Annotated in this window: 10 protein-coding genes; 7 read left to right on the top strand and 3 right to left on the bottom strand. The window is 69.5% G+C overall.

The window, feature by feature from the left end:
• Positions 1-27: 27 nt before the first annotated feature.
• Together J2X65_RS00925 and J2X65_RS00930 are read right to left on the bottom strand one after the other, a co-directional pair.
• Positions 28-1326 (bottom strand): BNR-4 repeat-containing protein, encoded by a 1299-nt coding sequence (locus J2X65_RS00925; protein WP_310196666.1) that lies wholly within the window; start codon positions 1324-1326, stop codon positions 28-30.
• On the bottom strand, positions 1323-2522 hold the full coding sequence (locus J2X65_RS00930; protein ID WP_310196669.1) for a polysaccharide pyruvyl transferase family protein: 1200 nt from the start codon (positions 2520-2522) through the stop codon (positions 1323-1325). The genes J2X65_RS00925 and J2X65_RS00930 overlap by 4 nt, the downstream gene beginning before the upstream one ends.
• Before the next feature lie 191 nt (positions 2523-2713).
• Here J2X65_RS00930 and J2X65_RS00935 point away from each other — a divergent pair, with 191 nt between their 5' ends.
• Genes J2X65_RS00935 through J2X65_RS00955 form a run of 5 tightly spaced genes read left to right on the top strand, consistent with a single transcriptional unit; the run spans position 2714 to position 7638 of the window.
• Positions 2714-3961 (top strand): polysaccharide pyruvyl transferase family protein, encoded by a 1248-nt coding sequence (locus tag J2X65_RS00935; protein ID WP_310196672.1) that lies wholly within the window; start codon positions 2714-2716, stop codon positions 3959-3961.
• A complete protein-coding gene (locus tag J2X65_RS00940) occupies positions 3958-5553 on the top strand; it encodes a tetratricopeptide repeat protein (RefSeq protein ID WP_310196675.1) in 1596 nt (531 codons plus the stop codon). Before J2X65_RS00935 ends, J2X65_RS00940 begins: the two co-directional genes overlap by 4 nt.
• Positions 5554-5588: 35 nt before the next feature.
• A complete protein-coding gene (locus J2X65_RS00945; protein WP_310196677.1) occupies positions 5589-5846 on the top strand; it encodes an acyl carrier protein in 258 nt (85 codons plus the stop codon).
• Between the two features lie 6 nt (positions 5847-5852).
• Positions 5853-6719, top strand: coding sequence for a hypothetical protein (locus J2X65_RS00950; RefSeq protein WP_310196681.1), 867 nt, complete (start codon positions 5853-5855; stop codon positions 6717-6719).
• Positions 6712-7638, top strand: coding sequence for a hypothetical protein (locus J2X65_RS00955; RefSeq protein ID WP_310196683.1), 927 nt, complete (start codon positions 6712-6714; stop codon positions 7636-7638). Before J2X65_RS00950 ends, J2X65_RS00955 begins: the two co-directional genes overlap by 8 nt.
• Positions 7639-7684: 46 nt before the next feature.
• Here J2X65_RS00955 and J2X65_RS00960 read toward each other — a convergent pair whose 3' ends face one another.
• Positions 7685-10702, bottom strand: coding sequence for a glycosyltransferase (locus J2X65_RS00960; RefSeq protein WP_310196686.1), 3018 nt, complete (start codon positions 10700-10702; stop codon positions 7685-7687).
• On the opposite strand from J2X65_RS00960, the gene J2X65_RS00965 reads away from it, so the two are divergent.
• Both J2X65_RS00965 and J2X65_RS00970 read left to right on the top strand, forming a co-directional pair.
• Complete coding sequence (locus J2X65_RS00965; RefSeq protein ID WP_310196690.1) at positions 10701-10883, top strand: hypothetical protein; 183 nt, start codon at positions 10701-10703, stop codon at positions 10881-10883. The genes J2X65_RS00960 and J2X65_RS00965 overlap by 2 nt on opposite strands.
• 129 nt (positions 10884-11012) lie before the next feature.
• Entirely contained in the window at positions 11013-12035 is a 1023-nt protein-coding gene (locus J2X65_RS00970; RefSeq protein WP_310196693.1) for an LLM class flavin-dependent oxidoreductase, read from the top strand.
• Positions 12036-12147 lie beyond the last annotated feature (112 nt).

Genomic DNA, 12147 nt, shown 5'->3' on the forward strand with positions numbered 1-12147 from the left:
CTTCCGGCGGTGCGGCCGACCGGCCTGTTACCAGGCGTCGACCACGCTGGCCGGCCAGCGAAACAGCCGCGCCGGGGCCGAACTGAACGCCTGCTCGCCGTCGCCCTGCCCCTGGCGGCAGGCCTGGACATACAGCACCACGCTGCCGTCGCGGCGAAAGGTCTGCTCGTCGATCACCGGCTCATATTGGCCGAGGTCCTCGTCCACCAGGACGCGCGGCTCGCTCGCAGGTGGCCCATAGGGCGGCCGGTGGATGCTCAGCATCAGGCGGTTGCCATATTCGTGGCTGCGGAAGAAGCAGAGCACGGTACCGTCCCCGCGCACCAGCATTTCCGGCCGGCTGTGTGGCAGTGGCAGCGTGCCCCGGCCCGCCAGGGCGAAGCGGGTGCGGAAGGTCGACACTGCCCGCGCCTGCCATGCCGAATCGGCGTGCCACAAAAGGTGATATTGCGGGATGCCGGCGGCGTCGTTCCAATAGGTCAGCGCCATCGGGCGGCCATCCGGCCCCAGCGCGGCGGTCGCCTGGTTGATCAGATTGCGTCCCGGCGGCACCGGCCAGATCCGGGCGCCATGGAACGGCGTCACCGGCGTGCGAAATTCCACGCCGTCCGCGCTCGTCAACGTGGTCAGCCCGGCGTCGACGAAGACGAGGTCGATGCCGACATTCGCCACATCGCCGGCGGAGGTCAGGTCCGGTGCCAGCCGCCAGACCACGAACAGCGCAATGCGCCCGTCCGGCAGTTTGACAGGACGGTTGAGATAGGGCCCGGCGCCGAGCGTGCCGGCGATGCCGGACAGCAGCGGCTTTTCGTCGGGGACGAAGCCATCGCGTTCGGCGTTCCAGCGGCTGACGCGGATCTCGCCGCGCCAGGGCCCGCCATCCCGATACAGCAGGGCAAGCGCCGGCGGCTCCGAACGGCGGAGCAGCATCGGGTAAGTCAGCCGCTGCGCATGGTCGTGCTCCAGCTCGCGAGGCGGTTGCAGGTGGCCGGCGAGATCGGGCGCGAGGCGCATGTGCCACGCCGTCGAGGCATGGGCGCCGAACACCGCATGGATATCGCCGGCCGGCCCGCATTCGAGGCTGATGCAGGCATGGGCGTCGTGCGGGAGCACCGGCGAGGGGGTCGCGCAACGCGCCACGACACGGAAATCGGAATCGAGCCGGCACAGCACGACGGCGCCGGCGCCGTCATAGAAGGAGGCGATCCACCCGCGCTCGACCGGCAGCACGGCCTGATGACGAAACGGCACGCAATTGACGCTGCTGCTGGCCCAGGCGTCTCCGAGCGATGCGACGAGTGGCGAGCCGGTTATGTCGGTGGTCATGGCGTTTCATGCTCCCCGGCGCGGTGGCGCGCGGCGCCCTGCCGTGAGGAATAGCTATCCGCCTTGAACGGACGCAAGGCCCAGTCGGCGCCGAGATGGCTGCTGCCGAGGGCGGAGGCAAGGCGCAACAGGTTCAATACGCCGGGATGCGGGGCCCGGCGAGCCTCCAATACCGCCGCCGTCTGCTCCCAATGGTCGTCGAGCGCCGTGGCGACATCGCCGGGAAGCGGCAGCTTGTCCGGCATCGCCGCCAGCCTTGCGAACGCTTCCGGCCAGTCCGCGACCAGCGCCTCCGGCGTTCCCCGATGCGCCAGGAAACCGCGGAACCGCCGGGCCGGCGGCCGGGCCACCAGCACGCCCGGCACCGCATAGGCCGCCGCGGCGATGCAGCCATGCAGCGACTGGCCGACAAAGCCGCGCGCGAAGGCGAGGGCCGCCGCGATCTCCCGCAGCGAGCGGGGCGTGTCGACGAGCACATGCGGAGTGCGCAGATGCCGGGACAGATGGCGCAAATCGTCATCGTCCTTCACCGCCGGCCCGATCGCCAGCAACAGCGGAACAAAGCCGTCGCGCGCGGCGAACCTGTCGATTGCCGCAGCGATGAGCGGAAAGTCGGCGTCCCCGTCCCGCGCCCGGAGATGGATGGCGACGAAGGGCCGGTCGGTCGGCGCCACCGTCCGGGCGAGAAGCGCGCGAAAGATCGGTGCGAGTTCCGCCGCCGGCCACAGCGCGGCGAGGTCGTTCGCGGTATCGGGGACAAGGTGGATATCCGGCCGCAGCGGCCGCAGGAAGCCGACGCTGGCGGCGTCGCGTACCGCCACCCGGTCGGCCGCCGCCAGCGCGGCGCCGGCGAGCGCACCCAGCGGATGCCGGGTGAACGGCCGCGGCACGCCCGGCGCATTCCACACCAGCGGCAGATCGTGCACCGCCGCGTGCCAGCTGGCGCCCATCCACAGCGAGGCGAGCGCGCTCTCGCTGAGGGAGGTGGGCCGCCCGGCGATGAGGTTGCCGCCACCGATCACGATGCCGGCGCTCTCCGGCGCATGGCCGACCAACTCCCGCAGGCTGACGGAGGCGGGGGCGTCCGGCCAGATCGACGCGCGCCCAGTCAATGTGACGCCGGTGACGCGATAGCCGCGGTGGCGCAGGCGATGCGCGGCGAGCAGGGGAAACAGCGCGTCGCCGAAATTGGCCACATCGCAGAGGCACGCCACATGGAGCGTGCGCTGGGTCTCCGTCGAACCTGGCCGAACGTCTTCAAATCGCATCGCAAAATATGCCGGCGGATGGGGATGGATCAGGTGCGGGGCGTTGTGTCCGCCCGTGCGCGCGACTAGGCTAACCACAGTGAGAGACCACGACAATCGGGCTAGGGTAGGCGGCTCACATGATGGACCGTCAGGTCGTTGCCTTGTGCGGAACGTTCGATGTCGCGAATTTCGGCGACCTGATGTTTCCCATCGTCGCGGCCGCGCGGCTGGAGCCGTTCGGCTGGAGCGTTCTGCCGGTGTCGCCGACGAACGGGGCCACCAGCTTCGCCGATGCCCTGCCGACCCGCTCGATGTCGGAACTGCTGTGCGGCGAGTGCCGGCCCGATGCCGTGATGATCGGCGGCGGCGAAATCATCCACGCCTGGCGCGGCGACTTCCTGCGTGAATATCAGGTCGGCGATCTGGGCGAGCTCGCCTATATGTCGCTCTGGTACGGCGCGTCGCTGGCGGCGAGCGTCGCCGACGTGCCGCTGGCGTGGAACACTCCGGGCGTGCCGGCCCCCTTCGAGCGGCCGTTGCGCCGCGAGGCGCTGGATCCCGCCGTGGCCGCCGCCGACTATGTCTCGGTGCGCGATGCCACCAGCCGCATCTTCCTCGGACGCGCGCATGCGGCGACCGTGGTGCCCGACACCGTCGCCGGCATCGCCTCCGTATGGCCGAAGCCGGGGTTGGAGCCGGCCTTCCGCGCGCTGGTGCAGCGGGAGGGTATCGTGGCCGATGCGCGGCTGATGGCGGTGCATCTGCGTCCCGAGCGCATCGAGCCCGGCATGATTCCCGAGCTCGGCGCCCGGCTCAGCGACTTTGCCAGGGCGCATGGTGTGACGCCGGCACTGGTCGCCATCGGGCCCAGCCTGAATGATGGCGAAGGTGCCCGCGCCCTGGCCGCCAGCCTCACCGTCGACCACCTCGTCCTTGATGCGCCGCAGAGCCTGCGGGAGGTGGCGGCCCTGCTCGCCCATGCGGCGCTCTATGTCGGCAATTCGATGCATGGCTATGTGACGGCGGCGGCCTACGATGTGCCCGGCGTGATCGTCGCCCGCTCGGGATTCCGCAAATATCAGGGCTTCGCCGGCCATATTGGGCGTGACGACGACGTGGCGCGGAGCTGGGAGCGCGCCTTGCTGCGCGCGGCGGCGTTGGCGGCTGAGCCGCAGGGGCAGCTGATCCCCGCCGGCGTTCATGAGGCGCTGGACCGGCACTGGGCGCAGGTCGTCCGCATCCTCTCCGACCGCGCGGCCGGCACGGCGCGCCGGGCGGCATTTCTGCGCCACGTGCTCGCGGGCGGCCTGCGCCATGGCGGGCTCGCCGGCATCGCGCGCACGCTTCCCATGGCGGGGATGCCGTCCCCGAAGCTGTCGGCATGAGCGGAGTGACGCTGGCGACGCCGGCCGAATTCCGGGCCGCCGTTCAGGAGCGCCTCGACGGCAACGATCTCGCCGGCGCCCACCGCCTGGCGAGCGAGGCGGCCATCGCCCATCCCCGCGACATCGACTGCCAGCTTCAGCTGGGGCGGCTTCTCGATCAGGCCGGGCGCCACGGCGAGGCCGCCGCGCACTACCGGGCCCTGCGCGCGGTGTTCCCGAAAAATGCCTGGGTGGCGGCGCGCCTGGCCACCTCTCTCGCCAAACAGGGGCGCGGCGAGGAAGCGCTGGCGCTCTATCACACGACGGTCGCCGAAGCGGGACTGACCGAGGCGCAACGCACCCAGATCGCCCGCCAGATCGCCGCGCCGCTGCGCCGCAACCCTGCCGCCGCGGCCCTGCTGGCGTCGCGCGTCGCGGTGGCTCCCGACGATGCGGCGTTGCTGCGGGAGGCCGGAAGCGCCGCCGCCTCCACCCATAATCTGGCCGAGGCGATCGGCTTTCTCGACCGCTCCGCCGCGCTCCAGCCGCTGCCGGCCTGGGCGCATGCCATCCGCATCGACGCCCGACAGAAGCTCGCCCGCCGCACGGGCCAATGGCCGCCGGTCGATGCCAGGCTCGAAGCGGCGCTCGAAGCGGCGCTGGCGCAGCCGCCGCTTGCCGCGACCTATGTCCGCTTCCTCAATCGCCTGCCGCTGAGGCGGGCTACATGGACGCGGCTGTACCGGCGGGTGAGGGCGGCAGCCGATCTCGGCAGCAAAGACGGCTTCCTGCTCTACGAGATCCTGCTGGCCGCGTTGCAGGCGAATGATCGCGGCTTTGCCGACGAGGTGGCGGCGGCGCTGGTTCCCGGTTCGGAATGGGCGGAACGGGCGGCGCCGCTCATTGAGGCGCTGCATGCGGTATCCCCGGCGGTATGGTCGCGCTCGCGCCTGGAGGACGACAAGGCGGCGGAACTGCAGATCGTGCGCGTCCCCGGCGCGCAGGCGACGCTGCTGGTGTTCGCGACGCTGACCGGTAATTTCATGATGCTGCCGCTGGCGATGCTCGATGCGCTGCTGGCCGCGCTTCCGGTCAATGTCGTCTATCTGCGCGATACCATGTCCTATGCGCCGGGGCTGCGCGGCTTCCGCTCGTTCGGTCCGCATCTGGACAACACGCTCGCGCGCCTGCGGCGGGAGATCGCCGCGCTCGGCGCGCCGCGCCTGCTGACCCTCGGCGCTTCGGCCAGCGGGCTGTCGGCCATCCGCTATGGCGCCCGGCTCGGTGCGGAGCGCGCCGTCACCTTCGGCGCGCTGACCTCGCTGGGGCCGGAGTTCGGCCATGCGGCGATCCGCTCGGGCCGCCTGACCATGGCCGCGGTCACCGAGGCGCAAACCCGCTTCCGCGATGTGGCGACCGAGCTGGCCGCGGCGCCAGCGATGCGCGTGGAATTCCACTACGGCGCGGATTACAAGCTCGATGTCGACCATGCCTTCCGCGTAAAGGATCTGCCCGGCATTTCCATCCATCCGTCCGCCGGCGTGGATCACCATTATGTCGTCCTGTCGATGATCGCAGCCGGCACCTTCGCCGACGCGATCTGGCGCGATTGACGCCCCACCCGCTCGCCGTTGTTCCCGAGGATTCGATGCTTCCCACCCGCACTGCCGTCACCGAATGGATGCTGCAATACATCGCCTCGACCCTGGAGCTGGACCGGAGTGCCGTGGCGCTGGACGCGCGGTTCGATTCCTACGGGCTCGATTCCCTCGAGGTCGCGGTGATGGTCGGGCTGCTGGAGGACGAGTTCAGCCTCGAGATGATGGAAGAGGAAAAGCAGGCCGTTCCCAGCATCGAGGGTATGGTCGTCGCGCTGGTGAATGGCGGCAAGGTCCAGGAAGGCTGAGGCCGCATGATCCCCGCCGTCAGCCTGGTCATCGGCAGCTACCGCATGACCCGCCAGCTCCGGCGCACGCTGCTGTCGCTGGCGCCGCCCTATCAGCGACTGGAAGGGATCGGGCCGGTCGAGGTCATCGTGGTCGACAACGGCTCCGACCCGGCGCCGACCATGGACGATCTGGCGGTCGACGGCTTGGACGTGACACTGCATCACTGGCCGGACCCCACCCACTCGCCGGTGCCGGCGATGAATTTCGGCTTGTCGCAGGCGCGCGCGCCAATCATCGCGGCGATGATCGACGGCGCGCGCATGGCGACGCCGGGGCTGGTCGCGGCCGGGGTGAAAGGCTGCGCACTGCACCCGCAGGCGGTGGTGGCGACCTATAATTACCATCTCGGCCCGAAGCCGCAGCAGCACAGCATTCACGAAGGCTATGACGCGGCCGTCGAGGAGGCGCTGCTGCGCGACATCGCGTGGCCGCAGGACGGCTACCGGCTGTTCGAGATCGGGGTGCCCGGCAATGGCGAGGGCTTCCCCGGTCCGCTCATCGAAAGCAACGCGCTGTTCATGCGTCGCGAGATGTGGGACGCCCTCGGTGGCTATGATGTCCGCTTCGCCAGCCCCGGCGGCGGCGCGGCGAACCCGGACCTGTTCCGGCGGGCCTGCGAACTGCCGGGCGCGCAACTGATCAAGGTGGTGAACGAGGCCACCTTCCATCAGATCCACGGCGGCACCATCACCAATATGCAGAGCCGCGAGGCATTGCGCGGCCTGCTGCTGGAATATGCCCGGCTGCGTCGTCGCAAGCTGGCGCCGGTGACCGAGCCCGGATGGCTGCTCGACGGCCGCACCGGACAGGTGAGCGCTCCCGATGAGTGAAGCCTCTCCGGCGGTCAGCCTGGTCATGGCGAGCTATCAGATGACCCGCCAGCTCCGGCGCACGCTGCTGTCGCTGGCGCCGCCCTATCAGCGAATTGAGGGGATCGGGCTCGTCGAGGTCATCGTGGTCGACAACGGCTCCGACCCGGCACCGACCATGGACGATCTAGCGGTCGACGCGCTGAACGTGACACTGCACCACTGGCCGAACCCCACCCACTCGCCGGTTCCGGCGATGAATTTCGGCCTGTCGCAGGCGCGCGCCCCGATCATCGCGGCGATGATCGACGGCGCGCGCATGGCGACGCCGGGGCTGGTCGCGGCCGGGGTGAAAGGCTGCGCGCTGCACCCGCAGGCGGTGGTGGCGACCTACAACTACCATCTCGGCCCCAAGCCGCAGAACCAGAGCGTGCATGAGGGCTATGACACTGCCGCCGAGGAGGCGCTGCTGCGGCGGATCGGCTGGCCGGAGGATGGCTACCGGCTGTTCGAGATCGGCGTGCCGGAAGTCGGCGAGGGCTGGCCCGGCCCGCTTTTGGAGAGCAACGCGCTGTTCATGCGCCGTGAGATGTGGGACCGGGTCGGCGGCTACGATGCCGGCTTTGTCGGCGTCGGCGGCGGGGCGGCGAATCCGGACTTGTTCCGGCGCGCCTGCGAACTGCCCGGCGCCCAGCTGATCAAGGTCGCCGGAGAGGGCACCTTCCACCAGATTCACGGGGGCACCGTCACCAATGCGCCCGACCAGAAGGCCTTGCGGGCCGCCGGCGTCGAATATAGCCGGATCCGGGGCCGCCCGCTCGCGCTGGTGCGGCAGCGGGGCTGGCTGTTCGATCCGGTGACCGGCGTGGTGACCGCGGAGGACGATGCCGGCTCGGCGGCCGCGCCGCATGGCCCGCGCCCGGCACGGCGGGAGCCCTGAAGGCGAGGTTCCGGGCGACGGGAGGCCGCCGCCGCTACGGCGCGCGTCAGGCGTTCATGCGTGCCACGAGCGCGTCGACGATGGTTTCCACCCGGGCTTCCCAGGTCAGCCGTCGCGGCAGGCCGGCCGGCTTGCGGCCAGCCGAGAGCACCTTCTCGACGGCGGCAATGAAGCCGTCGGCATCCGGGGCGAGGGCGATACGCTTTGCAACCTCCTCGATATTGGCGACAGGCGTCGAGACGACGGGCACGCCGACCGAGAGATAGACGTAGAGTTTCAACGGGTTCATCGACTGGCTGAGCCCGTTGTCGAGATGCGGCATCAGCGCCACGTCGAACATGCGCATATAGTCGAGCGCCTCCTCATAGCGCCGGACGCCGAGGAAATGCACGTTCGAGCGGCCGCGCAGCCGCAGCACCTCGGGTTTGCCATGCGGCGAGCCGATGAGCACGATCTGCCATCCGGGCCGGCGTTCGGCGAGTTCTTCCAGCAGATCGACATCGATCCGCGCGCGCAGATTGCCGACATAGCCGAGGATCGGCCCGGTCAGGCCCGCCAGTTCGCCCGCCCGCGGCTGGTGCCGGGCCACGAGCCGCTCGCCGGCATTCGGCACCACCCGTATATCCGGGCGGAAGGCGGCAAATCCCCGCCGCTGGGCGTCACAATTGGCGAAGACCACGTCGACCCGCTTCAGGGTCTCGGCATAGGCGGCGGTGACGGCGTCCCGCTTCGCCTCGTCCACCATCTGCCGGTGGTCGTCGATGAGATCGGCGGCGGAAACCGGGAAGCCGATTTCGTCATGCAGGAGCGGGTAGTCGTCCACGATCGGTGCCACCAGGCTGATCGCGCTGCCGGCAATGCCGGCCTCGCGCAGCGTGCCGCGCACCCAGCCGGGATAGCTCTCGGCGGGCGGCAGGGTGTGCCCCAGCAGGCGCAGCGCCGCATCCTGTCCGCGATGGACGAAGACCCGCCGCAGGATGCGGGAATCGTCCTGCGTCCGCAGGAAGCGCCCGATGGTGTTGACCACCGTCAGATTGGACTGGTCCTCGATGCCCTGCACCGGATTGGCACGCGCGTGGATCTGGCGCACCGTCACCGGCGCATCGAACTGCACGATGCGGCCGATCCTGTCGTGCCGCGCCAGATAGCGGAGCAGCATGTCGTGGCGGCGGCCATAGATGCCGGTGTCGTTCTGCTTCCAGAAATAGGCGATGTCGATCGGCCGTTGCCGCAGGACAGCCGGGGCGAGCATCTCGTCGCGCAGCCAGGTCGGCCGTCCCTTGGGCAGGGTGACGTCGAAGCGCCGCGAGAGATCGTCGAGCAGATCGCTTGCCGCCTCCGGCCACACGCGCGGAGCGGCCTCCGCCGCCTCGACGACCTTCAGCAGGCGGGCCCGGTTCGCGCCATAGCTGTATTCCTCAAGAAAATAGTCGCGGCTCGCCTGGCTCTGGCCGGAGATACGGCCTTCGGCGACGTCGACGAGGAAGCGGCGCAGGTCGTCATCGGCATGAAGCCGCGCGACCGCCGAGGACGGCAGATCGGCAAAGGGCGGAACCTCGTTCACCGCCACCGGCACCCCGGCGGCGAGCGCATCGGAGAGCTTGGCGGGAATCTGGTAGGCGGAAATCGGCGAGGCGGGATTCTGGATGAGACAGACGGCATCCGCCATCGACATCAGTTCCGGCAGCAGCTTCCACGGCTGCGGCGGATGGATGTCGATGCGGGCGGTGGAGTTCTGGCGCAGGCCGTCGATCCAGGCATCGGTCGGCGGCACGCCGATGATGCACAGCACCAGCCGCCTGTCGCCTGCCGCCTCGATCCCCCTGATCAGCTCGACCACTCCCTTATGGTGGCGCGGCGTGCCGAGGAACAGCACCACCCGGTCGGTGGGGCCATAGCCATATTGGGCGCGCAGCTCCTCGCGGCGTCCGCGGGCGCGCTCGAACTGCAACTCGTCACGGGCATGGCGGATGATCGTGCCGCCAAAGCGCTGCTGCAGGGCGATGTTCGAGACCGTCACACCGTCGAAAAGCGGCACCAGCGTCTCGGCGACCCTGGTCCATGTCTCGCCGAACGGCACCCGGAGATCGTTGGCCTCCGCGGGAACATCCTCGCGGGCCATCGGCTCGCCGCCGCCGACGAAGGAGAGTTCGTGGTCGTCGCTGTCGAGGATTACCGGGCAGCCGAAGCGGTGCTTCGCCAAGAGGCCGAGCAGCAGGCCCGGCAGGCGCGGCTTGCAGACGATGACCACATCCGGACGCAGCTTCGCCACCTCCGCCTTCGCCCGGGCGAGGAAATCCACCATGTCGCCGCCGGGAAAGGTGCGAATGCGCATCGGGACGCCCCGCAGCGGCTCCCAGAGCTTGGTACCGAAGCGGGGAAACAGCGCGCCGAGCAACTGGACGTCATAGTGCTCGGAGAGCAGGTCGGCGATGAGATAGGCACGGCCGGCACAGTTGTGGGCGAGATCCCAGCAAATGACGAGTGCCGTCTTGCGGCCCTCCGCGCCGCCCGGCGTAACGGCGTTCGCCGGGGGCGGAACCAGCATGAAGTCGATCTCCGCCAGCACGGCGCGGCGTGCCTGCGGCTGGAACTGGACAGCGAGGCGATATTCCTTGGCCGGGTCGAAGGCCGGCAACGGCACCGCGCGCCTCAGTTCATTGCCGTTGAAGTGCTTGCCGGAGGCGATCCTGGCGATGATCCGCGTGGATTTGTTGGCGTCCACCTCGATGATGGCGACCCATTCGATCGCCCGTTCCGCCGAGGTTCCCGGAGCGAGCCGCATGGCCAGGCGCGCCCGGTGTTCTCCTTCCGGCAAGCCGGCGGCGTCGAGGCGAAGCGGCAGCCCGAGCCGCATCCGCGTCGCCGTCTTGGACCAGTCCAGCTTCAGTGCGCCGTCTGTCGACAGGCTGAGGGCTGCCTTGTTGGTTTTCGCGTCGTCGTCGGGCGTCCAGCACTCGGCGACCCAGCCATTCGCCAGCACGTGGCGCCGCTTTCGCAGGGTGACGGAGAAGGCGTCCTGCGGGAGCGGTTCGACGAGGCGGAAGGGAGAGCCAGCGGACATGCCCGACAACCTTTTGATTCGGTGGCGAATTTATCCCGCCTCCGCGCCGGATTCGAAAGGGCCGAATGATCGGAAATTCCGGCATTTCGATCGTTTCACCGCGGGCGATCCGGAGCGAGGCGCTTGGCGCGGTGCGTCCTGTACGACGCTGCAACGCGATCCTGGACGCGATCCTGAATGATTGCCGGTTTGCCCGCTTGATTGCGTCATCGCCGGAGTGGCATTGCAGAAGTGCCGGGCGTTTCGAGGTGCGCTCGCCGGCAGGAGCGCCTAGCTTGCGGCTTCCCTTCACCAGCGTCGCGGATATGTCGTGAAGAAGATCGGTTTCCTGTCCTTCGGCCACTGGTCGCCCTCGGTCCACTCGCAGACCCGCTCGGCGGCCGATACGCTGCTGCAATCCATCGAACTGGCGGTCGCCGCCGAGGAACTCGGAGCGGACGGCGCCTATTTCCGGGTGCATCACTTCGCCCGTCAGCTGGCTTCGCCGTTTCCGCTGCTGGCGGCGGTCGGCGCCCGCACCTCGCGCATCGAGATCGGCACTGCCGTCATCGACATGCGCTATGAGAATCCGATGTACATGGCCGAGGATGCCGGGGCGGCCGACCTGATCGCCGGCGGCCGGTTGCAGCTCGGCATCAGCCGCGGCTCGCCCGAGCAGGTCATCGATGGCTGGCGCTATTTCGGCTATGCCCCGGCCGAGGGTGAGACCGACGCCGATATGGGCCGCCATCATGCCGAAGCGCTGCTGGAGGTGTTGAAGGGCGAGGGTTTCGCCAAGCCCAACCCGCGGCCGATGTTTCCCAATCCGCCCGGTCTGCTCCGGCTGGAGCCGCATTCGGAAGGGCTGCGCGAGCGCATCTGGTGGGGCGCCAGCTCCAACGCCACCGCCATATGGGCGGCCAAGCTCGGCATGAACCTGCAAAGCTCCACCTTGAAGGACGACGAGACCGGCGAGCCGTTCCATGTGCAGCAGGCGGCGCAGATCCGCGCCTATCGGGAAGCGTGGCAGCAGGCCGGACATGCGCGGGTGCCGCGGGTCTCGGTGAGCCGCAGCATCTTCGCGCTGGTCAGCGAACAGGACCGCGTCTATTTCGGGCGCTCGGGTCAGGAGACGGATTCGATCGGCTTCATCGACGAGAGGACGCGGGCCATTTTCGGCCGCAGCTACGCCGCCGAGCCGGACGTGCTGATCGAGCAGCTGAGGGCCGACGAGGCCATTGCCGAGGCGGACACGCTGCTGCTCACCGTGCCGAACCAGCTCGGCGTCGCCTACAATGCCCATGTCATCGAGGCGATCCTGAAGCATGTGGCCCCGGCGCTTGGCTGGCGCTGAGGGGGCGGCGCGGTCGCCGGAGGCACGGGCACCCGGCGCTGGCACCTCGCGTCTTCACCTGGCGCCGGCACCTGCCGTTAGCTTCGGTCCAAGTGCGGTCGGAATTTGCGGG

It is taken from the genome of Ancylobacter sp. 3268, from assembly GCF_031456575.1.
GTDB lineage: Bacteria > Pseudomonadota > Alphaproteobacteria > Rhizobiales > Xanthobacteraceae > Ancylobacter.

Coding starts and splice junctions, on each gene's coding strand:
- J2X65_RS00940 (WP_310196675.1), top strand. CDS start 3,958: ATGAGCGGAGTGACGCTGGCGACGCCGGCCGAATTCCGGGCCGCCGTT.
- J2X65_RS00955 (WP_310196683.1), top strand. CDS start 6,712: ATGAGTGAAGCCTCTCCGGCGGTCAGCCTGGTCATGGCGAGCTATCAG.
- J2X65_RS00935 (WP_310196672.1), top strand. CDS start 2,714: ATGATGGACCGTCAGGTCGTTGCCTTGTGCGGAACGTTCGATGTCGCG.
- J2X65_RS00950 (WP_310196681.1), top strand. CDS start 5,853: ATGATCCCCGCCGTCAGCCTGGTCATCGGCAGCTACCGCATGACCCGC.
- J2X65_RS00965 (WP_310196690.1), top strand. CDS start 10,701: ATGCCCGACAACCTTTTGATTCGGTGGCGAATTTATCCCGCCTCCGCG.
- J2X65_RS00925 (WP_310196666.1), bottom strand. CDS start 1,326: ATGACCACCGACATAACCGGCTCGCCACTCGTCGCATCGCTCGGAGAC.
- J2X65_RS00945 (WP_310196677.1), top strand. CDS start 5,589: ATGCTTCCCACCCGCACTGCCGTCACCGAATGGATGCTGCAATACATC.
- J2X65_RS00960 (WP_310196686.1), bottom strand. CDS start 10,702: ATGTCCGCTGGCTCTCCCTTCCGCCTCGTCGAACCGCTCCCGCAGGAC.